Annotated in this window: 22 protein-coding genes and 1 pseudogene; 14 read left to right on the top strand and 9 right to left on the bottom strand. The window is 71.4% G+C overall.

Annotated elements, in window-relative coordinates; all coding sequences use genetic code 11:
- The first annotated feature begins 124 nt into the window (after positions 1–124).
- Entirely contained in the window at positions 125–2,413 is a 2,289-nt protein-coding gene (locus ACIRP2_RS13605) for a glycosyl hydrolase family 18 protein (RefSeq protein WP_404249695.1), read from the top strand.
- Positions 2,414–2,627: 214 nt separating this feature from the next.
- Here the strand turns inward: ACIRP2_RS13605 and ACIRP2_RS13600 are convergent, their stop codons facing one another.
- Positions 2,628–3,257, bottom strand: coding sequence for a TetR/AcrR family transcriptional regulator (locus tag ACIRP2_RS13600; protein WP_404249693.1), 630 nt, complete (start codon positions 3,255–3,257; stop codon positions 2,628–2,630).
- A 54-nt stretch (positions 3,258–3,311) separates the two neighbouring features.
- Between ACIRP2_RS13600 and ACIRP2_RS13595 the strand changes: the two genes are divergently transcribed.
- Complete coding sequence (locus ACIRP2_RS13595; protein WP_404249691.1) at positions 3,312–4,637, top strand: extracellular solute-binding protein; 1,326 nt, start codon at positions 3,312–3,314, stop codon at positions 4,635–4,637.
- A 131-nt stretch (positions 4,638–4,768) separates the two neighbouring features.
- Here ACIRP2_RS13595 and aceB read toward each other — a convergent pair whose 3' ends face one another.
- Positions 4,769–6,388, bottom strand: coding sequence for a malate synthase A (gene aceB / locus ACIRP2_RS13590; protein ID WP_404249689.1), 1,620 nt, complete (start codon positions 6,386–6,388; stop codon positions 4,769–4,771).
- 234 nt (positions 6,389–6,622) lie between these two features.
- A complete protein-coding gene (locus ACIRP2_RS13585; RefSeq protein ID WP_404249687.1) occupies positions 6,623–7,228 on the bottom strand; it encodes an NTP transferase domain-containing protein in 606 nt (201 codons plus the stop codon).
- Positions 7,229–7,485: 257 nt separating this feature from the next.
- Here ACIRP2_RS13585 and ACIRP2_RS13580 point away from each other — a divergent pair, with 257 nt between their 5' ends.
- Positions 7,486–7,788 carry a DUF5955 family protein gene (locus tag ACIRP2_RS13580; RefSeq protein ID WP_404249685.1) on the top strand — a complete coding sequence of 101 codons (303 nt, stop codon included), beginning with the start codon at positions 7,486–7,488 and terminating at the stop codon, positions 7,786–7,788.
- Positions 7,789–7,807: 19 nt separating this feature from the next.
- Here ACIRP2_RS13580 and ACIRP2_RS13575 read toward each other — a convergent pair whose 3' ends face one another.
- Both ACIRP2_RS13575 and ACIRP2_RS13570 read right to left on the bottom strand, forming a co-directional pair.
- Positions 7,808–8,440 (bottom strand): response regulator, encoded by a 633-nt coding sequence (locus ACIRP2_RS13575; protein ID WP_404249683.1) that lies wholly within the window; start codon positions 8,438–8,440, stop codon positions 7,808–7,810.
- Positions 8,437–9,648 carry a sensor histidine kinase gene (locus ACIRP2_RS13570; RefSeq protein WP_404249681.1) on the bottom strand — a complete coding sequence of 404 codons (1,212 nt, stop codon included), beginning with the start codon at positions 9,646–9,648 and terminating at the stop codon, positions 8,437–8,439. The genes ACIRP2_RS13575 and ACIRP2_RS13570 overlap by 4 nt, the downstream gene beginning before the upstream one ends.
- A 110-nt stretch (positions 9,649–9,758) precedes the next feature.
- On the opposite strand from ACIRP2_RS13570, the gene ACIRP2_RS13565 reads away from it, so the two are divergent.
- Positions 9,759–10,853, top strand: a complete 1,095-nt coding sequence (locus tag ACIRP2_RS13565; RefSeq protein ID WP_404249679.1) for an ABC transporter permease — start codon at positions 9,759–9,761, stop codon at positions 10,851–10,853.
- Positions 10,850–11,530: an ABC transporter ATP-binding protein gene (locus ACIRP2_RS13560; RefSeq protein WP_404249677.1), complete on the top strand. Its 681-nt coding sequence runs from the start codon at positions 10,850–10,852 to the stop codon at positions 11,528–11,530. The genes ACIRP2_RS13565 and ACIRP2_RS13560 overlap by 4 nt, the downstream gene beginning before the upstream one ends.
- A gap of 54 nt (positions 11,531–11,584) precedes the next feature.
- On the opposite strand, the gene ACIRP2_RS13555 is transcribed toward ACIRP2_RS13560, so the two are convergent.
- Entirely contained in the window at positions 11,585–12,385 is an 801-nt protein-coding gene (locus ACIRP2_RS13555) for an IclR family transcriptional regulator (RefSeq protein WP_404249675.1), read from the bottom strand.
- Positions 12,386–12,745: 360 nt separating this feature from the next.
- Here ACIRP2_RS13555 and allB point away from each other — a divergent pair, with 360 nt between their 5' ends.
- The 3 genes from allB to ACIRP2_RS13540 all read left to right on the top strand — a co-directional run bounded on the left by allB (position 12,746) and on the right by ACIRP2_RS13540 (position 15,652).
- Positions 12,746–14,089, top strand: a complete 1,344-nt coding sequence (gene allB, locus ACIRP2_RS13550) for an allantoinase AllB (RefSeq protein WP_404249673.1) — start codon at positions 12,746–12,748, stop codon at positions 14,087–14,089.
- Positions 14,090–14,091: 2 nt separating this feature from the next.
- A complete protein-coding gene (gene alc, locus ACIRP2_RS13545) occupies positions 14,092–15,207 on the top strand; it encodes an allantoicase (RefSeq protein WP_404249672.1) in 1,116 nt (371 codons plus the stop codon).
- A 115-nt stretch (positions 15,208–15,322) separates the two neighbouring features.
- Positions 15,323–15,652, top strand: coding sequence for a putative quinol monooxygenase (locus tag ACIRP2_RS13540; RefSeq protein ID WP_404249670.1), 330 nt, complete (start codon positions 15,323–15,325; stop codon positions 15,650–15,652).
- Positions 15,653–15,802: 150 nt separating this feature from the next.
- Here the strand turns inward: ACIRP2_RS13540 and ACIRP2_RS13535 are convergent, their stop codons facing one another.
- Complete coding sequence (locus ACIRP2_RS13535) at positions 15,803–16,552, bottom strand: SDR family NAD(P)-dependent oxidoreductase (protein ID WP_404249668.1); 750 nt, start codon at positions 16,550–16,552, stop codon at positions 15,803–15,805.
- A gap of 112 nt (positions 16,553–16,664) precedes the next feature.
- On the opposite strand from ACIRP2_RS13535, the pseudogene ACIRP2_RS13530 reads away from it, so the two are divergent.
- Positions 16,665–16,918 (top strand): annotated as a pseudogene (locus ACIRP2_RS13530) (EamA family transporter); the annotation flags it as partial.
- On the opposite strand, the gene ACIRP2_RS13525 reads toward ACIRP2_RS13530, so the two are convergent.
- Positions 16,908–17,111, bottom strand: a complete 204-nt coding sequence (locus ACIRP2_RS13525) for a hypothetical protein (protein ID WP_404249666.1) — start codon at positions 17,109–17,111, stop codon at positions 16,908–16,910. The pseudogene ACIRP2_RS13530 and the gene ACIRP2_RS13525 overlap by 11 nt on opposite strands.
- A gap of 144 nt (positions 17,112–17,255) precedes the next feature.
- Between ACIRP2_RS13525 and ACIRP2_RS13520 the strand changes: the two genes are divergently transcribed.
- The 4 genes from ACIRP2_RS13520 (at position 17,256) to ACIRP2_RS13505 (ending at position 21,051) form a co-directional block, all read left to right on the top strand.
- Positions 17,256–18,473 carry a sensor histidine kinase gene (locus ACIRP2_RS13520; protein ID WP_404249664.1) on the top strand — a complete coding sequence of 406 codons (1,218 nt, stop codon included), beginning with the start codon at positions 17,256–17,258 and terminating at the stop codon, positions 18,471–18,473.
- A 161-nt stretch (positions 18,474–18,634) separates the two neighbouring features.
- The gene (locus ACIRP2_RS13515; RefSeq protein WP_404249662.1) at positions 18,635–19,369 is read left to right on the top strand and encodes a response regulator; all 735 of its coding nucleotides are present in this window, start codon (positions 18,635–18,637) and stop codon (positions 19,367–19,369) included.
- Positions 19,370–19,424: 55 nt separating this feature from the next.
- Entirely contained in the window at positions 19,425–20,615 is a 1,191-nt protein-coding gene (locus ACIRP2_RS13510) for a cytochrome P450 (protein ID WP_404249660.1), read from the top strand.
- Between the two features lie 16 nt (positions 20,616–20,631).
- Positions 20,632–21,051 (top strand): PaaI family thioesterase, encoded by a 420-nt coding sequence (locus ACIRP2_RS13505; RefSeq protein WP_404249658.1) that lies wholly within the window; start codon positions 20,632–20,634, stop codon positions 21,049–21,051.
- 48 nt (positions 21,052–21,099) lie between these two features.
- Here ACIRP2_RS13505 and ACIRP2_RS13500 read toward each other — a convergent pair whose 3' ends face one another.
- Positions 21,100–22,137, bottom strand: a complete 1,038-nt coding sequence (locus ACIRP2_RS13500) for a Gfo/Idh/MocA family oxidoreductase (RefSeq protein ID WP_404249656.1) — start codon at positions 22,135–22,137, stop codon at positions 21,100–21,102.
- A gap of 137 nt (positions 22,138–22,274) precedes the next feature.
- Between ACIRP2_RS13500 and ACIRP2_RS13495 the strand changes: the two genes are divergently transcribed.
- The gene (locus ACIRP2_RS13495; protein ID WP_404249654.1) at positions 22,275–23,033 is read left to right on the top strand and encodes a GntR family transcriptional regulator; all 759 of its coding nucleotides are present in this window, start codon (positions 22,275–22,277) and stop codon (positions 23,031–23,033) included.
- Positions 23,034–23,097: the final 64 nt, after the last annotated feature.

The raw sequence follows: 23,097 nt of genomic DNA, 5'->3' as shown, positions 1-23,097 counted from the left end.
GCAAATGGTCTGTACCTATTGACGATTTGGTCCAGACCATTTAGTTTCCCCTGTGCTCCATGGCACGAAGGAATCCCGCTCCCCCTCAGGACCGCCTCACCGGTCCCTGCCCCAAGGGAGAACCATGTTCGAGCACATGACCTCCAAAAGGAGAACGGCGACCGCCCTCGTCGCCGTCCTCGGACTCCTCCTCGCACTGCTGTCCTTGCAGACCGCACCCGCGCACGCGGCGGGCAGGCTCACCGCCACCTTCACCTCCGCCGACAACGGCTCGTGGTGGAAGGGGACCTATGTCCTGCACAACGACACCGACACCGCCGTGACCGGCTGGAGCCTCGAATTCGACCTCCCTGCAGGGGTCGCGATCGACACCTCCTACAACGGCACCGTCACCACTCGGGGCAGCCATGTCACCGCGGTCAACGCCCACTACAACGGAACGGTCGCCGCGCACGGCACCACCGAGCCGTACAGCTTCTGGTTCGTGGCCACCGGACCGATCGCCGCGCCGACCGGCTGCCGGGTCAACGGCGACAAGTGCGACGGCTCCGCGGACGTGCCGCCGGGCGCGCCGAGCGGGCTGAAGCAGACCGACGTCACCGCCCGTACCGCCTCGCTGTCCTGGACGGCGGCCACCGCGGGCGACTTCCCCGTGGCGTCGTACGACATCCTGGCCGGCGGCAAGGTGGTCGGCACGGCCACCGCGGCGACCTCGGCCACGGTCACCGGGCTGACCCCGGCCACCGCCTACTCCTTCACCGTCCGGGCCAGGGACACCCGCGGCAACACCTCCGCCGAGAGCGCCCCGTCGGCGGTCACCACCGTCGACCCGGCCACCGACACCTCCCCGCCCACCGCGCCGGGCTCGCTGCACGCCACCGCGACCGACTCCTCGTCCGTCACCCTGGCCTGGACCGCCGCGACGGACAACCAGCGGGTCGCCGCCTACGACATCTACCGCGGCGGCGTCCTGGCCACCACGGTGTCCGGTACGACGACCACCGCCACCATCGGCGGACTCTCGCCCTCGACCTCCTACACCTTCACGGTCAAGGCCCGTGACGCGGCGGACAACGCCTCCCCGGCCGGCAACGCGCTCACCGTGAAGACCGACGACATCGTCGGCGCGGGCAACTACGCCAAGGTCGGCTACTTCGTCCAGTGGGGCATCTACGGCCGCCAGTACTTCGTCAAGAACCTCCACGACTCCGGTGCCGCCGACAAGCTCGACATCGTCAACTACGCCTTCGCCAACATCGACCCCACCAACCTGACCTGCCTGAACGGTGTCACCAAGGGCACCACCGCCGACCCCGAGGACCCCGAGCAGGGCACCGGCGCCGGTGACGCCGACGCCGACTACGCCCGCCCGTTCAGCGCCGCCCAGTCCGTCGACGGCGTCGCGGACGACGGCTGGGGCAAACTGCGCGGCAACTTCAACCAGTTGAAGAAGCTCAAGAAGCTCCACCCCGACCTGAAGATCGTGGTCTCGCTCGGCGGCTGGACGTACTCGAAGTACTTCTCCGACGTGGCGGCCACCGACGCCTCCCGCAAGAAGTTCGTCTCCTCCTGCATCGACATGTACATCAAGGGCAACCTGCCCGAGTACGGCGGCGCGGGCGGCCCCGGTACCGCGGCCGGCATCTTCGACGGGTTCGACATCGACTGGGAGTGGCCCGGCACGGACACCGGACACCCCGGCAACCACTACTCGCCGGACGACAAGGACAACCTGACCCTGCTGCTCGCCGAGTTCCGCAAGCAGATGGACGCCCTCGGCGGCGGCCACCGTCTGCTCACCGCCTTCACCCCCGCCGACCCGCAGAAGATCGGTGACGGCTGGGACCTGGGCAAGGTCTTCGACTCCCTCGACGTGGCCAACGTCCAGGGTTACGACTTCCACGGCTCCGGCAGCGACAACTCCTGGGAGCCGAATCGCACCGGCCACCAGGCCAACCTCTACACCGACGACCAGGACCCCTACGACTTCCACTTCAGCGCCGACGCCGCCATCAGGGCCTATACGGACGCGGGAGTCGAGCCCCGCAAGCTGACCCTCGGCATCCCGTTCTACGGCCGGGGCTGGCAGAACGTCGCCGACGGTGGAGTCGCCGGTGAATGGCAGTCGGCGGGCGGCGCCGCCCCCGGCCAGTTCGCGGAGGAGGCCGGTACGCGCGGTTACGCCAACCTGATCGGCGCGTACCCGACCATGACGGTCCATCATGACGAGCAGTCGGTGTCCACGTACGGCTACACCGGCAGTCAGTGGTGGTCCTTCGACGACACCTGGTCCATCGGCAGGAAGGCCGACTACGTGAAGTCCAAGGGTCTGCTGGGCGTCATGGTCTGGGAGATGTCGGGTGACACGTCACAGGGCACCTTGATGAACGCACTGGACACCGGCCTGAAGTAGTCGACGCGACAGGTCGGTCGCCGGTTCGCGGAACTCCGGCGGGCTCCGCGAACCGGTGGTACGTCCACGCCGCGCACGGCCCGGTGCCGACGACTCCGGGCCGTGCCCGCGATGCCCGTGCCCACGTGACGCCGACGCCTTCTCGCCGGTCGGCGCGTTCGATCCGCCTCCCGGGAGCCGAGGTGTCCGGCCCGTGCCGGGGAGTCGGGCGGGATCAGGCGCCCTTCAGCGCGCCTTCGGCGGCGGTGAGGCAGCGCTCGGCCAGCGCCGCGGGTCCCAGCGGCCCCGTTGCCGGGGCGTCGCTCGCCGCCCAGGTCTCCACCGCCACCCGCACCGCCGCGCCGGCGACCCCGGCCGTCAGCCGGATGTCCAGCGGGTCCGTTCCGTCCGGGAGTCCGGCACGCGCGGTGAGCACCGCTGCCAGGGTGACCTCCGAGTCATGGCACGCGTCGTTCCAGGCCGATCGGAGGGCGGGGCTGTCCACCGCCATCCTCAGAAGGGACCGAACCCAGTCCAGGGACTCCGAGGCGGCCGCGTCGTCCGGATCCGGAGTCAGCGTGCGGGCGGCGGCGTGCCGCAGCGCATCGGGCACGGACAGCGCGCCCGGGGCGTCCCGCACCGCCTCCACCCACTGCCAGGCCCCGGCGGTGAGCAGTGGCGTGACGGCCTCCTCCTTGGTCGCGAAGTAGCGGTAGAAGGTGCGCGGGGCGACGCCCGCGGCGCGCGCGATGTCCTCGGCGCGCGTGGTCCGCAGGCCGTGTTCCACGAAGAGCGACGCCGCCGTACGGGCGATGTCCAGTCGGGTCGCGGCCTTGCGCCGCTCCGTCAGAGAGCCACCTTGCATACGGATCAGGTTATGCCCTGAAGCCGCCTCTCCAGGAAGGCTCAATGTGCCTATGTGGCAGAATCTGCCAACACGGAGCAGGTGCGGTACGAACAAGGGGTGGCAAGAGCGGTGCGTCGGCGGCAGTTCCTTCTCCAGACGGCCGGCCTCGCCGGCACCACGGCCGCGTTCGGGCTCACCGGATGCGCCCCAGGCCAGGACGTGGAACTGCATGTCCTCGTGGCCAGTTACGACAGGAGCGTGGGCGCCTCGCTCGGCGACCAGTGGGACGACGTCGTCTCCGCCTTCGAGAAGCAGCACGCCGGTATCAGGATCAACCTGGAGCGGGTCCCGTACGACAAGATCGACAGGACGCTCGCCCGGCGGGTCGAGGAGGGCCGGGCGCCCGACATCGCGCAGTCGAACGTCTTCGCGCCCTATGCCGAGGAGGGCCGGCTCCACAACATGTCGCAGCTGCTCGACATCGCCACCCAGGCCGACTTCATCCGGTCCTTCACCGAGGTGGGCACGGTCGACAACGCCACCTACGGGGTCCCCTTCCTGGCCAGCACGCCCCGGCTCTTCTACAACAAGGAGCTCTTCCGACGGGCCGGCATCGGTGGCGCCCCCACGTCGTGGGACGGGCTGCGCGCGGCTGCGGTGGCCCTGAAGGGGATCGGCGTGAAGACGCCGTACGGGCTCCAGTTCGGCCCCGAGGCGGCCGACGACGAGGCCCTGTCCTGGCTGCTCGCGGCCGGAGGGGGCTATACGGGGGACCTCTCGGGCTACGACTTCGAGACCTCGGCCAACATCGAGGCCCTGACCTGGCTGCGGGACGAGCTCGTCGCCGGAGGGCTGGCCGGCCCCGCCCCTGCGGAGCTCGACAGGACGGCCGCGTACGCGCAGTTCCTGCGGGGCGGGATCGGGATGCTGATCGCCCACCCCGTGCTGATGGGCGCGGCGGATCAGGCCGAGGTCCCTTACGCGCATGCCCCGTTCCCCAGGAGAAACGGCGGAGCCGCCACGCCGCTGGGGCTCAGCGACTGGCTGATGGCGTTCAAGCGCAACGGCCGGCGCAAGGAATGCGGTGCGTTCCTCGCCTTCCTCTACAGCGGGAAGTCCGCCTTGGCCTACGACGGCGGTCGGTCCGCGCTTCCCGTCACCTACTCCGCGTCCGACGCGGCGCGCGCGAGGTCCGCCGGGCGACCGCTGTGGCCGTTCATCGATCAGCTGGCCAACGCGCAGTTCGCGCCGGTGAACATGCGGTCCTGGCCCGCCGTCAGGGGCGTGATACGCACCGATGTGGGCCAGGCCGTGCTGAAGGGCGGAGACCCGCGCGCCGTCCTCAAGTCGCTGGACGAGTCGGCGGCCAGGGCGGACAGGGACGCGGCGACCGCCTGACACCCGCCCCGACCGCGCGTCCCTCACGCGGCAGCGGGCTCGCCGACCGGCCCGCCTCGACGGCGGGCGCACGTCCGCCCCCGGTGCTGTGCGGTACCGGGGGCGGGCTCGTCGGCGGGCCGGAGCGGGGCTCAGCCCAGCTGCTCGTACGCGGGCAGTGTCAGGAAGTCCGCGTAGTCCTGGTCCAGGGAGACCTGGAGCAGGAGGTCGTGGGCCTGCTGCCACTTTCCGGACGCGAAGGCCTCGTCGCCGAGCTCGGCACGGATCGCGGCGAGTTCTTCGGCCGCGACCTTGCGGGCCAGGTCCGCCGTGGCGTGTTCGCCGTTCTCGAAGACCACGTCCGCGTTGATCCACTGCCAGATCTGCGAGCGGGAGATCTCCGCGGTGGCCGCGTCCTCCATCAGATTGAAGATGGCGACGGCGCCCATGCCGCGCAGCCAGGCCTCGATGTAACGGATGCCGACCGCGACGGCGTTGCGCAGGCCGTCGTACGTGGGCGTCGCGTCCAGGGTGTCGATGGCGATCAGGTCGCCCGCGGCCACCGAGACGTCCTCGCGAAGTCGTTCCTTCTGGTTCGGCCTCTCACCGAGGACCGCGTCGAAGGAGGCCATGGCGATCGGGACCAGGTCCGGGTGGGCGACCCAGGAGCCGTCGAAGCCGTCGTGGGCCTCGCGGTCCTTGTCGGCCTTGACCTTCTCGAAGGCGACCTTGTTGACCTCGGCGTCACGGCGGGACGGGATGAAGGCCGCCATGCCGCCGATGGCGTGCGCTCCACGCTTGTGGCAGGTGCGGACGAGGAGTTCGGTGTACGCGCGCATGAACGGGGCGGTCATCGTCACCGCGTTGCGGTCCGGGAGGACGAACTTGGCGCCGCCGTCACGGAAGTTCTTGACGATGGAGAAGAGGTAGTCCCATCGGCCCGCGTTCAGCCCGGAGGCGTGGTCGCGGAGTTCGTACAGGATCTCCTCCATCTCGTACGCGGCGGTGATCGTCTCGATGAGGACGGTCGCGCGGATCGTGCCCTGCGGGATGCCGAGCCGGTCCTGCGCGAAGACGAAGATGTCGTTCCAGAGACGGGCCTCCAGGTGCGACTCCGTCTTCGGCAGGTAGAAGTACGGGCCCTTGCCGAGGTCGATGAGGCGCTGGGCGTTGTGGAAGAAGTAGAGGCCGAAGTCGACCAGTGCGCCCGGCACCGGGGTGCCGTCGAGCTGGAGGTGACGCTCGTTCAGGTGCCAGCCGCGGGGGCGGGTGACGACCGTCGCGAGCTCCTCGGCGGGCCGGAGGGCGTACGACTTGCCGGTCCCGGGGTCGGTGAAGTCGATGTTCCGGGTGTATGCGTCGATCAGATTGAGCTGGCCGAGGATCACGTTCTCCCAGGTGGGAGCGGACGCGTCCTCGAAGTCGGCGAGCCAGACCCTGGCGCCCGAGTTCAGGGCGTTGATGGTCATCTTGCGGTCGGTCGGACCGGTGATCTCCACGCGGCGGTCGTCGAGCGCGGCCGGGGCCGGAGCGACCTTCCAGGAGTCGTCCGCGCGGATCGCCGCCGTCTCGGGCAGGAAGTCCAGCGTGGATGTACGGGCGATCTCGGCGCGGCGCTCGGCACGGCGGGCGAGCAGTTCGTCACGGCGGGGCGTGAACTGCCGGTGCAGCTCGGCCACGAACGCGAGGGCCGCGTGGTTGAGGACCTCGTCCTGCCGGGGCAGGGGCTCGGCATCGACGATGGCCAGCGGGGACGGCGCTGGTGCGGACATGAGCTGTCACTCCTTCAGCGGGCGGTGCGGGCGGCGTCTCACAGCCGCCGGGTCGCCTGAAATGGCACGGCGTGCCAGGGCTCCGGGATACGGCCGTGGGTGCCGTCTGAGGTGCAGAGGGCTTCTGACCAGTGGATAGTAGTTTCCTCATGGTGGAAGTTCAATGGTTTGTTGATGTCGAGATTCTCCGGGTCGACAGAAGTGGGGTGATGCTGGCGCAGCGTGCCAGCCCGTTCACTCAAGGTGCTTCAGGTCCTCCGCCGTGTCGATGTCGTACGCCTGAGCCACATCGGAACACTCGACGAGCGTGATCGCATCGCGGTGTGCCCGCAGATACGCCCGAGCGCCCTGGTCGCCCACCGCTCCCGCCGCGATGTCCGGCCACCGGTCCGCACCGAAGAGCACCGGATGGCCGCGTTCCCCGTCGTACGAGGCGGCCGCCAGACTCGTCCGGGAGCGGTATGCCGATCGCACCCGCGCCACCGCGTCCGCGCCGATGCCCGGCTGGTCGACCAGGAGGACGAGCGCGGCGTCCGCCCCCGTACCGGACAGCGCCCCCAGTCCCGCCCGCAGCGACGAGCCCATGCCCTCGGGCCACTCGGGGTTGACGGTCACCGTGCAACCGGCGAGGTCGGCACGCGCCACCACCTCCTCGGCCGCGGCCCCCAGGACCACATGGACGTGGTGGCAGCCGCCCTCCCGCAGCATCCGTACCGCGTGCTCCACGAGCGGCCGGCCGCGGTGTTCGAGCAGTGCCTTGGGCCGGCCGCCGAGCCGCCGCCCGCCGCCCGCGGCGAGCAGCAGCCCGGCGACCGCCGGTGCCTGTGTTGTTCGAGTCATGCGGACTGGATACCTCGGACGCACCCCGTTCGCGCAAGCGGGACAGCCCTTGGAGGGGGTGTGACCGTCGGGCGGCGACGTCCACGGAACGATCCGCGCATCACCCGTACGGGACCCCTGATTTCCGTCCGCGGAGTGGCGCTCGACACCTTTCATGGCGTTAACTTGCGGGCATCTCCGGACACTTGACCACGGTCCGGGAACCGATCGGAAAACCGGCACAAGGATGTGCGAGGGGGAGTGCTTTGTTGCGAAGCGTGGGGCAGACGCGAGTGACCGGCAGTGGTGAGGATCCGAGGGTGACGGAGCTGCGTACGGCAGTCTCCCGACTCCGCCGTGAGCTCGCGGGGCACCCCGCGGAGTTCCCGGACCGGGGGATCGCCGAGGACGAGCTGGCCGCGCTGGACGAGATGGCGACCGGCGGCGCACCCGAGATTCCGCGTCTGCGCCGTTCGCTGCTGCTGATCGCGGGGGCGATCGGCTCGGTCAGCGCACTGGCCTCCGCGCTCAGGGAGGTACGGGTCGCCGTGGACCTCTTCGGCGAGCCGCCGCGCGGCTGACGGCGGGACGAACGGCGGATCAGCGGCGGATCAGCCGACGGGCCGTCGCCGCCGCCACCGCCGAGGTCCGGGAGTCGACGCCCAGCTTGGCGTAGATGTGCACCAGGTGGGACTTCACCGTCGCCTGGCTGAGAAAGAGCTTCTTGCTGATCTGCAGGTTCGACAGGCCCTCGCCGACCAGTTGCAGGACTTCCAGTTCCCGCTTGGTCAGAGCCTGTGCCGGGGTCCGCATGCGGTCCATCAGCCGGTGGGCGACGGCCGGCGCGAGCGCCGACCGGCCGCCCGCAGCCGTGCGTACCGCCGCCGCCAGCTCCTCTGGCGGGGCGTCCTTCAGCAGATAGCCGGTGGCGCCCGCTTCGACCGCGGCGAGGATGTCCGCGTCCGAGTCGTACGTGGTGAGGATCAGTACCCTGGGCGCGTCCGCCTCCGCCGTGATGGCCGCGGTCGCGCGGGAGCCGTGCATGCCCGCGCCGAACTGCAGGTCCATGAGGACGACGTCGAACCCACCGGTCGCCGCGAGCGCGACGGCCCGCTCGGCGGTCGCCGCCTCGGCGACCACCTGGAAGTCGGGTTCGGCGTCGAGCACGGCCCGCAGCCCCGCCCGTACCACCGGGTGGTCGTCGGCGAGCAGCAGCCTGATGGGGGTGGTCATGCGGCGTCCTGTCCTGGCCGGCCGTCGGGCAACGGAAGCGGAAGCGTCAGGGCGACGGCCGTGCCCTGACCGGGCGCCGACTCGACACTGAGCGTGCCGCCCAGCGAACGGGCCCGTGAACGCATGGCGGGCAGGCCGAAGCCGCCGGTGTCGGTGTCCGCGGCGACCGGCCCGCTCCCGGGGACGAACCCGCGGCCGTCGTCGACGACGTCCAGCGACACCGAGGTGTCCATGAAGCTGAGAGTGATCTCCGCGCGCCGCGCCCCGGCGTGCCGCACCGTGTTGGCCAGCGCGGACTGCGCGGTGCGCAGCAGCGCCACCTCGTACGGGGTCGGCAGCTCCACCGGGCTGCCGCTGACCGCGAACTGCACCATGAGGCCGGGGCCCGTCGTGCGGGACGAGAGCCGTTCCAGGGCGGCTGCCAGGGAGCCGTTCTCCAGATCGGGCGGCGACAGGGCACGGACGAAGCGACGGGCCTCGGCGAGATTCTCCTGCGCCGCCTCCCGGGCCCGGCGGACGTGCGCGGTGGCGGGAGCGTCGGCGGACAGGGTGCGTTCGGCGGCGCGCAGCAACAGCTGGATGCTGGACAAACCCTGCGCCAGGGTGTCGTGGATCTCGCGGGCCAGCCGCTCACGCTCGGCGAGCGTGCCCGCCGTGCGTTCCGCCTCGGCCAGCTCCGCCCTGGTCGACATCAGCTCCTCGATGAGTTCGCGGCGCCGTTCGCTCTCCCGGAACAGCGCCTCGTACCCGAGAACCGTCGCGACCGCGACCGCCGCGCCGAGGAGCGGACCGATGAAGGTGCCGGGATTGACGGGCTGGCCGTGGAGCACGAAGCTCGCGATGGCCGCGGCGGCGGTGACCACGACGGCCGGCAGGGCCCAGCGCGTCGGCAGCAGATGCAGCTGCAGGAAGTAGAGCGGGAACGCCACCCACAGGGCGTCGGGCGACAGGACGAGCAGCACCAGCCACAGGGCGCACAACAGCGCCAGCCACAGGGCGGCCGCGCGGCTGTGCGGCCGTACGACGGGAGCGAGCGCGCCCGCCGCGTACCCGGCGGCCATCACACAGGTGACCACGACGACGGCGGCGGCGTGCGGGGTCCCGTCGCCGACGGCCCGTACCGCCGCGAGGGCGAGCAGCCCCACCAGCAGCGCGTGCAGACAGAGCCGCAGCGCGGCGGTGACCGGGGGGTGGGCACGGGAATCCATGATTCCTCCAGCGTAGACGGGCGGTGCCCGCGCCCGGTCAATCGAAAGTTTGATGTCGGGCCCCACCGCCGCGCGATGTTTTCGGGCGGTCGGCGTCCGAGGCTGGAAGCATGTTCGTCGCATGGAGAGATCTCCGGTTCGCCAAGGGCCGGTTCGCGCTCATGGGCACGGTCGTGGTTCTGATCACGCTGCTCGTGGGCTTGCTGTCCGGTCTCACGGCCGGTCTGGCCAGGGAGAACACCTCGGCCGTCACGGGGCTGAACGCCGACCATCTCGCGTTCGCCGCCCCGCCCGACGGCCGGTCGGTGTCCTTCACCGATTCGATCGTCGAGGAGAGTGCCTGGCGGAGCTGGGCGGAGCGGCCCGGCGTGAGCCGCGCGGAGCCGCTCGGTATCCGCACCCTCAATGCCGCCGCCGTCGAGGGCGGGCGCACGGCCGCCGTCTCGGCGTTCGGCGTCGAGCCCGGCGCGGGACCGGCACCCGCGGGTGCCGCGTCCGTGGGCACGGGGAAGGTGGTGCTGTCCCGAGGGGCCGCGGACGACCTGGATGCCGGGGTCGGGGACCGGCTGCGCCTCGGCGGCACCGAAGTCACCGTCGCCGCGGTCGCGACGGACGCCTCGTACAGCCACACACCGGTGGTGTGGACCTCGCTCCACGACTGGCAGCGCTTCGGGGCCGACGGCGCCGGCCGTACCCCGCACGCCACGGTGATCGCCCTGACCACCACCGGCGGCGTCGACCTCGCCGCGGGGGACAAGGCGGCGGGCACCAGCACGCTCTCCCTCGGGGACTCCCTCACCGCGATCGGCTCCTATCAGGCGGAGAACGGCTCGCTCCAGCTGATGCGCGGCTTCCTCTTCGCCATCTCGGCCCTGGTCATCGGCGCCTTCTTCACGGTCTGGACGATCCAGCGCAGCGGTGATGTCGCCGTCCTCAAGGCGCTGGGCGCCTCCACCCCGTATCTGCTGCGCGACGCGCTCGGACAGGCCGTGGTGATGCTCGCCATCGGTACCGGAGTGGGCACCGCGCTCGCCTCCGGCATCGGCGCGTTGGTCAGTGGCGGTGCCGTGCCGTTCGTCCTCGACGCGGCGACCGTCCTCGTCCCGGCGGCCGTCATGATCGTCCTCGGTGCCGTCGGGGCGGCGCTGTCCATCCGGCGGATCACCGCCGTCGACCCGCTCACCGCACTCGGGAGTGCCCGATGACCCTGACCCTCGCCGATGTCACCCTCACCTACCCCGACGGCGACGGTCGGCTCACTGCCCTGGACCGGGTCTCGCTGGATGTCCCCGCCGGTTCGCTCACCGCGGTCGTCGGACCGTCGGGCTCCGGCAAGTCCAGCCTTCTCGCGGTGGCAGCGACCCTGGTCACGCCGGACGAGGGGCGGGTCGTCGTCGCCGGCACGGACACCGCGGGCCTCGGCCGTGCGGAAAAGGCGGCGCTGCGCCGCGAAAGCGTCGGCATCGTCTTCCAGCAGCCCAATCTGCTGCCCTCCCTGACCGCGGCCGAACAGCTCCAGGTGATGACCCATCTGTCGGGCGGTGCCGTGCGCGGAGCCCGCGGGCGGGCGCTGAAACTGCTGGACGCGGTCGGCCTCGCGGACAAGGCCGACCGCAGGCCCCATCAGCTCTCGGGCGGGCAGCGCCAGCGGATCAACATCGCGCGGGCCCTGATGAACGACCCGGCGGTGCTGCTCGTCGACGAACCGACCAGCGCACTCGATCACGAGCGGGGGGCCGCCGTGCTCGAACTGCTGGTCGCACTGACCCGGCAGCGGTCGACGGCCACGGTGATGGTCACGCACGACCGGGCCCATCTGGACCGGACGGACCGCGTCGTCACGATGGACGACGGCCGTCTGACGATCCCCACGCCGGCCTGAGACCGCGTGGAGGGGCGGCCCTGCCGCCCCTCCACGCGTATCGGTCCCGGTCTCTCAGCCGGTGGTACCGCTGCTGGCCAGCGCGTCGGACAGCTCCTTCGCGGCCTGCTGCAGAATCGGCACGATCCGCTCCGTGGCCGCCTCCGTCACCCGGCCGGCCGGCCCCGAGATCGAAATCGCGGCGGAGGTGGGGGAGTCGGGCACCGAGACCGCCAGGCAGCGCACACCGACCTCCTGCTCGTTGTCGTCCACCGCGTATCCGAGCCTGCGGACCTGTTCCAGCGCGTCGAGGAAACCGTCCGGAGTGGTGATCGTCTTCTCGGTGGCGGCCGGCATACCGGTACGGGCGAGCAGTGCCCGCACCTCCTCCGGCGGCGTGTGCGCGAGCAGCGCCTTGCCGACCCCCGTGGAGTGGGGGAGAACCCGTCGGCCCACCTCGGTGAACATGCGCATCGAGTGCTTGGACGGCACCTGTGCCACGTACACGATCTCGTCGCCGTCCAGCAGTGCCATGTTCGCGGTCTCGCCGGTCTCCTCGACCAGGCGCGCGAGATACGGGCGGGCCCAGGTGCCGAGCAGCCGCGACGCGGACTCGCCGAGCCGGATCAGACGTGGGCCGAGCGCATAGCGGCGGTTCGGCTGCTGGCGCACGTATCCGCAGATCACCAGCGTGCGCATCAAACGGTGAATGGTCGGCAGCGGAAGCCCGCTGCTCGCGGAGAGTTCGCTGAGGCCGACCTCGCCCCCGGCGTCCGCCATCCGTTCCAGCAGATCGAATGCACGCTCAAGGGACTGCACACCACCGCTCGAAGCGGCGGGCTTGGAGTCGGATGTGCTGGCGTGGGACGGCGGCACGTCAACGGTCCTTTCGAGGCGGAAGTGCGGGTGCCCCGCCCGGCGAGGCACCCCGCAGCCTACCGGGCGGTTCCCGATCGGCCCACTGCTCAGGGTGCGGTGTCCTGGCCGGTCAGAGCCTGTTTGTCCTGGTGTCTGCAGTCCCGGGGGTGGTTCTGCGATGCCGCACTGGTTCCATGTTACGTTCCACCTTCCGGAATCGGTCTTTTACTTTGTGGAAATCTCCAGTTGTGGGTGCGGGTGGTCCACCGGCCGTCCCGCGAGGAGAGTGGGGTCTTGACGGGCCCGAATCCCGAGTGAAGACTCCTTCAACAGTTCGTTGAATTCGTAGTGGTCGAAAGTCCGAAATGAGGAGCACGGGTGTCCGGTGCGGACGTGAATCTGGTACTGCGCTCGACGCGTGTCGTCACCCCGGACGGGACGCGCCCCGCAGCGGTCGCCGTCGCCGACGGGAGAATCGACGCCGTCCTGCCGTACGACAGCGAGACGCCGGCCGGTGCCCGGCTGGAGGACTTCGGCGACGACGTCCTGCTGCCCGGACTCGTCGACACCCATGTCCATGTGAACGACCCCGGCCGCACCGAGTGGGAAGGTTTCCACACCGCCACCCGCGCGGCCGCGGCAGGTGGCATCACCACCCTGCTCGACATGCCCCTCAACTCCCTCCCGCCGACCACCACCGTCGACCACCTGCGCACCAAGCAGCAGGTGGCGGCCCCCAAGGCGCATATCGACACCGGATTCTGGGGCGGTGCGATCCCGTCCAACGTCAAGGACCTGCGGCCGCTCCACGAGGCCGGGGTCTTCGGATTCAAGTGTTTCCTCTCGCCCTCCGGCGTCGACGAGTTCCCGGAGCTCGACCAGGAACAGCTGGCCCGGTCCATGGCCGAGATAGCCGGCTTCGGCGGGCTGCTGATCGTGCACGCCGAGGATCCGCGCCATCTGGCGTCCGCCCCGCAGCGCAGTGGACCCGCGTACGCCGACTTCCTCGCCTCCCGGCCCCGTGACGCCGAGAACACCGCGATCGAGGGACTCATCGCACACGCCCGGCGGCTGGACGCCCGGGTCCATGTGCTGCATCTGTCCTCCAGCGACGCCCTGCCGATGATCGCCGCCGCCAAGCGCGAGGGCGTACGGGTCACCGTCGAGTCCTGCCCGCACTTCCTCACCCTCACCGCCGAGGAGGTCCCGGACGGCGCGACGGAGTTCAAGTGCTGCCCGCCGATCCGGGAGGCCGCCAACCAGGACACGCTGTGGGAGGGGCTGGCCGACGGGACGATCGACTGCATCGTCTCCGACCACTCGCCGTGCACCACCGACCTCAAGACGCCGGACTTCGCCTCCGCCTGGGGCGGCATCTCCTCCCTCCAGCTGGGCCTTCCCGCCATCTGGACCGAGGCCCGCAGGCGCGGCCACTCGCTCGACGAGGTCGTCCGCTGGATGTCGGCCGCCCCCGCGGAGCTGGCCGGACTGACCCGCAAGGGTGCCATCGAGGCCGGCCGCGACGCCGACTTCGCGGTCCTCGCCCCCGACGAGACCTTCACCGTCGACCCCGCGGAGCTCTTCCACCGCAACCAGGTCACCGCCTACGCGGGCAAGACCCTGCACGGCGTCGTGAGGTCGACCTGGCTGCGCGGCGTACGGATCGCGGCCGACGGTGACGTCGCCGAGCCCACCGGGCGCCTTCTCGAAAGGGAGCACTGACCATGACGGCGACACCCCGCTTCACCGGCGACGCGAACCCGTACGGCGGCGGTGACCCGTACGCCGACTACCGCACGGCCGACTTCCCCTTCACCCCCCTCGTCGACCTCGCCGACCGGCGGCTCGGCGCGGGGGTGATCGCCGCCAACGACGAGTTCTTCGCCGAGCGCGAGAACCTTCTGAAGCCGGAGCCCGCGGAGTTCGACCCCGAGCGCTTCGGTCACAAGGGCAAGATCATGGACGGCTGGGAGACCCGCCGCCGACGCGGTGCGGGCGCCGACCGGCCGCACCCCGCGGACGAGGACCACGACTGGGCGCTGGTACGGCTCGGTGCGCCCGGAGTCGTACGCGGCATCGTCGTCGACACGGCCCACTTCCGCGGCAATTACCCGCAGGCGGTCTCCGTCGAGGCGGCCTGTGTCCCCGGCTCCCCGTCACCCGAAGACCTCCTCGCCCCCGAGGTGAAGTGGACGACGCTCATACCGCGTACGGCCGTCGGCGGACACGCCGCCAACGGCTTCGCCGTCGCGGCCGAGCAGCGCGTCACCCACCTGCGGGTCAATCAGCACCCCGACGGCGGGATAGCCCGGCTGCGGGTCCACGGCGAGGTCACCCCCGACCCCGGCTGGCTGGCCGCCCTCGGCACCTTCGACCTGGTCGCCCTGGAGAACGGCGGCACGGTCGAGGACGCCTCCGACCGGTTCTACTCACCGGCCACCAACACCATTCAGCCGGGCAGGTCCCGCAAGATGGACGACGGCTGGGAGACCCGCCGACGGCGCGACCGGGGCAACGACTGGATCCGCTACCGCCTCGTCGAGCAGGCGGAGATCCGTGCCGTCGAGATCGACACCGCGTATCTGAAGGGCAACTCGGCGGGCTGGGCGAGCCTTTCCGCCCGCGACGGGGAGAACGGCGACTGGACCGAGGTGCTGCCCCGGACCCGGCTCCAGCCCGACACGAACCACCGCTTCGTTCTGCCCGAGGCGGTGCGGGCCACGCACATCCGGATCGACATCTTCCCGGACGGCGGCATCTCCCGGCTCCGGCTCTTCGGCGCACCGACCGAGGAGGGGGCCGCGCGACTGGCCGCGCGCCATCGCGAGCTCGGCGCTTAGGGCCTCTCGTCCGGATCATCCTGCCGGGCTCGCGTGCCCCGGAACGCGGACCGGTCGGCCTCGTCCTGGTGTGCCCCGGCATATGCATGTTCAGGGCTTGTGGGACGCTGATGGCATGATCTTCATCGCCGTCAAATTCACCGTCCACAGCGCCGACCGCGACAACTGGCTCCCGGCCGTCGAGGACTTCACCCTCGCCACCCGGCAGGAGCCCGGCAACCTGTTCTTCGAGTGGTCCTACAGTGTCGAGAACCCGGACGAGTTCGTCCTGCTGGAGGCGTTCGCCTCCCCCGAGGCCGGTCAGGCCCATGTGAAGTCGCAGCACTTCGCCGCGGCGATGGACCGGATGGCGGATCTCGTCTCCAAGACCCCGGAGATCATCAACGTCGAGGTGCCGGGCGAGGGCTGGTCCCGGATGGCGGAGCTCACCCCGCGCTCGCGGTGATGCGCGTGCCGGTGCGTCCGTGTCGCCCGGCACGGACCCACCGGCGGGGCGGGTGTCGACGGGCCGGCTCCCGGGTTCCGCCCACGGCACCCGCGGCCCCGGGATCCGGCCGGGGTCCGCGGTGCCGGCCGGATCCCGGGGCGCAGCCGGTCAGGCCGCGTGGCCCCCGTCCACCGTCACCTCCGTACCCGTGATGTACGCCGCTTCGGCACTGGCCAAGTAGGCGATCAATGAGGCCACTTCGTCCGGCGAGCCGAACCGGCCGAGCGCGGTCGCCGCGAGCTGACCGGCGGCCATCGGGCCGTCGGCCGGGTTGAGGTCCGTGTCGACGGGACCGGGCTGGACCAGATTGACCGTGATGCCGCGCGGGCCGAGTTCACGGGCGAGCGGTTTGGTCAGGCCGGCCAGCGCCGCCTTGCTCATCGTGTAGAGGGTGGAGCCCGGACCGCCCGCGTGCCGGCTCAGGGCCGTGCCGAGGGAGATGATGCGACCGCCGCTCCCCATCAGCTCCCCTGCGGCGCGGCAGGCCAGGAAGACCGCCCGGATGTTGACCGCCAGTACCCGGTCCACATCGGCGGGGGTGAGGGTGCCGATGGTGCCGAGGACGCCGATGCCCGCGTTGTTGACCAGGACGTCGAGCCGGCCGAACTCCCCGGCGGTACGGTGCACGGCCGCCGGGGCGGCATCCGGGTCCGCCGAGTCGGCTCGCAGGGCGATGCCGCGACGGCCGTACGACTGGATCTCCTCGACGACCGCCCTCGCGCCGTCCTCGTCCCGCACGTACGTCAGTGCCACGTCGGCGCCCTCCCGGGCCAGTCGCAGGGCGGTCGCGGCACCGATGCCCCGGCTGCCTCCGGTGACGAGTGCGGTCCTGGTCGTGCTGCTGTCGGTGCTGGTCATGATGGGTTCCTTGTGCTCAGGCCGTTGTTTCGACAGGGACAAGGAAAGTCCTTCGGTCGTACGCGCACCGGCGGGAAACGGACGTCCAGGCGGGGCGCGGGGCGCCGTCGGCCGGGAAGGGGGCGGGCTGCTCCTCCTCTCCGTCTTCTGCACGCTCTTCGCCTTCTTCGCGCAGATGTGGTCGGTGCGCCGCGCACCTCGCCGTCCCGGGTGAGTCCGCTGCTCGGCACGGAACCGCTGTGGGCCGCTGCCCTGGGCATCGCGATCGGCGGCGAACGGCTCGGCGTCCTCGGTGCGGTGGGCGCGGCGCTGGTCCTGGTGGGTACCGGCCGGGGGCGCCGGGCGGCGAACCCCGCTACTCCTTGAGCCGGTCGGCGGCCACCATCACCGCCGCACCCGCCACGGCCAGCACGATGTTCACGAAGGTCGCGTAAGGACCGACGAAGTCCAGCCGCCGCACCAGCGTCCAGAACCGGAACCATCCCGTCAATTCGTTGACGAGTCCGGCGACCCCCTGGACGAAGACGAGGAAGCCGACCGACTCGCAGATTTTCTTCATGGCGGGAGCCTCCCGGCTCCGGTCCGCCCGCCGCGTCGGCCACCGGACTGGCACGCCGCGTCGAAAGTCTCGCGTTCGGCGACTTTGGTGGCTCACTGTGCCGGGATCGCCGGCAGCCGTGCCTGACCTGGGTAGTTTTGTCGTATGACGCGTACGGAGTACCCCTGGCTGCTGCCCTCGGCGATGGCCGACCCGGAGCTGCCCGACGACCGGGCCGGCCGCTCACGACGTACCGTGCGGGACTGGATCGTCGACCTCACCGCCTTCCTCTGTGCGGCCGGCATCGGCCTGCTCGCCGCGGCGGCGCTCGACGTCGACCGCACCACCCCGGACGGTGTCGTCTTCGTCGACTGCCTGATCGGGGCCGCCGCCTGCTGCGCCCTGTGGGTGCGACGGCGGTGGCCCGTCGGCCTCGCGGTGGGCCTGATCCTGGTCGCCACCGTCGAACCGGTCGCCGCGGGTGCCCTGCTCGTGGCCCTGTTCAGCGTGGCCGTGCACCGGCCGTTCCGCCCTGTTGCGGTCATCGGGGCACTCGCTCTGATCACGGTCCCCGTACAGCCGTACCTGCGGCCCGACCCGGGCACCTCGTTCATCGCGGCCACGGTCGTCGGTGTGCTGCTGTCGCTGCTGGTGCTCAGCTGGGGCATGGTCGTACGGTCCAGACGCCAGCTCGTCGTCACGCTGCGCGAGCGCGCCCGCCGGGCCGAGACCGAGGCGGAGCTCCGCGCCGAACAGGCGCAGCGGCTGGCCCGCGAAGCCATCGCCCGGGAGATGCACGATGTGCTCGCCCACCGGTTGACCCTCCTCAGCGTCCACGCCGGTGCCCTCGAATTCCGCCCCGACGCGCCCCCGGCCCAGGTGGCGCGGGCCGCCGGAGTCATCCGGGACAGCGCGCACGAGGCGCTCCAGGACCTCCGCGAGATCATCGGAGTCCTGCGCAGCCCGGGGGAGAGCGACGACAACCGGCCGCAGCCCACCCTCGCCACCCTGGACTCCCTGATCGCCGAGTCCCGGCTGGCCGGTATGAAGGTCACCCTCGACAGCCGTATCACCGACCCTGCCGCGGCCCCCGCCGCCACCGGCCGCACGGTCTACCGCATCGCCCAGGAGGGCCTGACCAACGCCCGTAAACACGCACCGGGCGCCGAGGTCGGTGTCACCGTCGCCGGCGCTCCGGGGGACGGGCTCACCATCGAGGTGCGCAATCCGGCGCCCACCGAACCGTTCGAGCAGGTCCCCGGTTCGGGCCAGGGGCTCATCGGCCTCACGGAGCGCGCGACCCTGGCCGGGGGTCGTCTCGATCACGGGCCGGAGCCGGACGGCGGCTTCGGCATCCGGGCCTGGCTGCCATGGCCGGCCTGAGCCGCGCACGGTCCGCGAGGGGCCTTCGTTCGGATCGGATCGGGCCGGATCGGCGAGGCGCGGCGGCGGGGCACGCGAACCCGGCCTGATCCGAACGAGAGGCTCCGAGGCGGCCGCGGACCGGGACACGCCGGGGGCGGGGTCTGGCTACGGTTGTCGTCATGACCACATCGACGCCCATGGATCCCGTGGCCCGGCCCGTCCGGCTGCTCGTCGTCGACGACGACCCGCTCGTACGGGCCGGGCTCGCGCTCATGCTCGGCGGCGCCGACGACATCGAGATCGTGGGGGAGGGGGCCGACGGCTCCGATGCCGTGGATCTCGTCGACCGGCTCCGCCCGGACGTGGTGCTGATGGACATCCGGATGCCGACGATGGACGGGCTGACGGCGACCGAGGCGCTGCGGACCCGTCCCGACGCACCGGAGGTCATCGTCCTGACGACGTTCCACGCCGACGAACAGGTGCTGCGGGCCATTCGCGCCGGAGCCGCGGGATTTGTCCTGAAGGACACCTCTCCGGCCCGGATCGTCGACTCGGTGCGGCAGGTCGCGGCCGGTGATCCGGTGCTGTCGCCCGCGGTGACCCGTCGACTGATGGCCCGCGCCGCCGGTACCGGCCCCGGGTCCGGCCGAGGCGACCGGGTGGACCGTGCCGACCGGGCGAGGCAGCGGATCGCGGCCCTCGCCGAACGGGAACGCGAGGTCGCGATCGCCGTCGGGCAGGGCCGTTCCAACGCCGAGATCGCCGCCACGCTCTATCTCAGCGTGGCGACCGTGAAGACCCAGGTGTCCCGGATCCTGGCCAAATTCGATTTCAACAACCGTGTCCAGATCGCGCTGTTGGTGCACGACGCGGGCCTGCTCGACGACGACGGCGCGGACCGGGCCACATAGGCTGAAGCGGTCGATCGCCAGCGATCGAGCCGATCAGACCGGGAGGGGCGATCCCATGTCCGATGCCAGTGTCCATGTCGACTTCGATCTGCGCGGGGTCGAGGACTTCACCGCGAATCCCTATCCGCACTACGAGAAGTTGCGCGCCACGGGTCCCGTGCACACCGTCCGTACCGACGACTTCGAGCGGGTCTGGCTCGTGGTGGGGTACGACGAGGGCCGCGCGGTCCTCGCCGACCAGCGGTTCGGCAAGGAGTGGCAGGGGCCGGCGGACCGGCCCGACGCGAACGATCCGATCTTCGCCAACATGCTGGAGCTCGACGCACCCCACCACACCCGGCTGCGCAAGCTCGTCACCCGGGAGTTCACCGCACGCCGGGTCGAGGCCCTGCGCCCCCGCGTCCAGCAGATCACCGACGAACTCCTCGACGCGATGGTGCCGGCCGGGCGGGCCGATCTCGTGGACGCGCTCGCCTTCCCGCTTCCGATGACGGTCATCTGCGAACTGATCGGTGTGCCGGACCTGGACCGGAACGCCTTCCGCCGGCTGTCGAACAGCATCGTCACCCCGGTCACGCCGGAGCAGGAGCGCGAGGCCGTGGCCGCCATGGGGGCCTACCTCGGCGAACTCATCGAGGACAAGCGGTGCTCGCCCGGTGACGACCTGATGAGCGCACTGGTCAGGACGCGTGACGAGGAAGGGGACGGACTGTCGCCCGACGAGCTCGTGGGCATGGCATTCCTGCTGCTCGTCGCCGGGCATGAGACCACGGTCAACCTGATCTCCAACGGGGTACGGGCGTTGCTCGACCACCCGGATCAACTGGCCGCGCTCCGCGCGGACTTCGATCTGATCGACGGGGCGGTCGAGGAGATGCTGCGGTACGACGGACCGGTGGAGACCGCCACGTTCCGCTTCCCCCGTGAAACGGTCCGGGTCGGGCGGCGGGTCATTCCGGCGGGTGAGCCGGTCCTGGTCTCCCTGGCGGGCGCGGACCGCGACGCAGGCCGCTATCCGGAAGCCGACCGCTTCGACATCCGCCGTGACGCCCAGGGGCATCTGGCCTTCGGACACGGCATCCACTTCTGCCTGGGTGCGCCACTGGCCCGGATGGAGGGCCGGATCGCGATCCGGTCGCTGCTGGAGCGGTGCCCCGGTCTCGCACTGGACACGGACGGCGAGGCGCCGGACTGGCTCCCCGGCATGCTGATCCGTGGGGTGCGCGCACTGCCCGTCCGCTGGTGAGGTAAAAAGCTCTGCCATGACGGGACTTGATTTGCAGATGGCACAGAAGGTGCTCGACAGCCAGCCGTTCAGCGGGCTGGTCGGAGCGAGGATCACCGCCTTCGGGGACGGCGGGGCCACCCTGGAGGTGGACATCCGTCAGGAGCTCCAGCAGCAGAACGGCTTCGTGCACGGCGGGGTCCTGGCCTACGCCGCCGACAACTCGATCACCTTCGCCGCCGGGACGACCCTGGGCCCGGCCGTGCTGACCGGTGGCTTCTCCATCCAGTACGTCCGGCCGGCCACCGGCCGCACACTCGTCGCCCGCGCCGAGGTCGTGCACACCGGCCGCCGCCAGGCCGTGGTCCGCTGCGAGCTGTTCGCCACGGGCGACGAGGGGGCGCGGACGCTCTGCGCGGTGGCCCAGGGGACCGTACTGTCCGCCACGCCGTCCTGAAGTGCCTGTGCCCCGCTCCCGGCCGCCGGGAGCGGGGCACAGCGGGATTCACCCCGCAACACGAGCGCCGGACCGGGCGGCCGCCGCATCGGCGATCTCGGCGATCGCCACGGGGCGCCGCTCCCGCCGGGACACCTCGCACGCCTCCGCGATCAGCAGCGCGTACCACGCCTCCCGGCCGTCGCACGGATTGGGCAGTTCGCCCCGCACCACCCGTACGAACGCGTCCAGTTCCGCCTCGTACGCCGGGGCGAACCGCTCCAGGAAGCCCGGCCAGGGGCGGCGCGGCGCGGCCGGGCCCCGAGGCTCCGCCGAGGTGACCGGCGTGCGGTCGTCCAGACCGACCGTGAGCTGGCCGAGCTCGCCCGCCAGCTCCATCCGCACGTCGTAACCGGCGCCGTTGCAGCGAGTGGCCGTCGCCGTGGCCAGGGTTCCGTCGTCGAGAGTCAGCAGGGCCGCCGCGGTGTCGACGTCGCCCGCCGCCCGGAACATGCCCGGTCCGGCATCCGACCCGGTGGCGTACACCTCGGTCACCTCACGGCCCGTCACCCATCGAAGCATGTCGAAGTCATGGACCAGACAGTCCCGGTACAGCCCTCCGGAGAGCGGCAGATACGCGGCGGGCGGCGGTGCGGGGTCCATGGTCATGGCCCGTACGGTGTGCAGCCTGCCGAGCGCCCCGGCCCGCACCGCGGTGCGGGCCGCCTCGTACCCGGCGTCGAATCTGCGCATGAAGCCCAGTTGGAGGACACTGCCCGCCCGGTCGACCTCGCACAGCGCGCCCAGCGTCCCCGGCAGGTCCAGCGCGATCGGCTTCTCGCAGAACGCGGGCAGCCCCGCGCGCGCGGCCTGTCCGATGAGATCCGCGTGCGCCGAGGTGGCCGAGGCGATCACCACGGCATCCACGCCCGCGCCGAAAACCTCGGCGGCGCTGTCCGCGACCCCGGCCCCGAGGCGGTCCGCGACCTCGGCCGCCCGTACCCCGTCGGTGTCCGTCACCACCAGGGAGTCGACCGCGGGATGGCGGGCCAGTACGCCCGCGTGGAAGGTGCCGATCCGGCCGGTGCCGATGAGTCCGATGCGCATGGACCCAACGTGCCGCCCACCGACTGCGCTGTCAACCATATGTCCTGACAAGGCGAGGCTTGTTCGATGTTCATGCTGTCCGGACAACAGGACGACCGGACTACCGGAGGTTCTGATGTGAGGGATACCCTCCACGCGTGCCCAAACCCACCACCGACCCCACCGCGCTCGAACTCGGTGTGGACCGCACCAGTCCGGTTCCGCTCTACTACCAGCTGGCCCAGCAGCTGGAAGAAGCCGTCGAGCAGGGCCGACTGGCCCCCGGCAGCCTCCTCGGCAACGAGATCGAGCTCGCGGCCCGGCTCGGACTGTCCCGCCCCACCGTCCGCCAGGCCATCCAGTCCCTGGTCGACAAGGGGCTGATGGTCCGCCGCCGAGGCGTCGGCACCCAGGTCGTGCACAGCCGGGTCCGGCGCCCCCTCGAACTGAGCAGCCTGTACGACGACCTGGAGGCGGCGGGCGGGCACCCCACGACCCGCGTCCTGCGCAACACCGTCGAGCCCGCCGGTGCCGGAGTCGCCGACGCGCTCGGAATCACCGAGGGCACCGAAGTGCACCTCGTCGAGCGACTGAGGTACGCGCACGACGAGCCGCTGGCGCTCCTGCGCAATCACCTGCCTCTCGGGATCGTCGGTCTGGAGACCGAACGGCTGGAGACCACCGGCCTCTACCGGATGATGCGCGGAGCCGGCATCACCCTGCACAGTGCCCGCCAGACCGTCGGTGCCCGGCTCGCCACCGCGCAGGAGGCGGCCGCACTCGCCGAGACCGAGGGGGCCGCGCTGCTGACGATGGAACGCACCACCTTCGACGACACCGGGCGCGCGGTCGAGTTCGGTTCCCACATCTACCGGGCCGCGCGCTATTCCTTCGACTTCCAGTTGCTCGTACGGTGACGGGGGTCACCCGGGCCCGCGACGGATGCGGACCGGGAGGGAGGGATGCGGCTTCCGGGACATC

The organism is Streptomyces sp. NPDC101194, from assembly GCF_044767885.1.
GTDB lineage: Bacteria > Actinomycetota > Actinomycetes > Streptomycetales > Streptomycetaceae > Streptomyces.
This window is presented reverse-complemented; position numbering and strand designations above follow the sequence as displayed.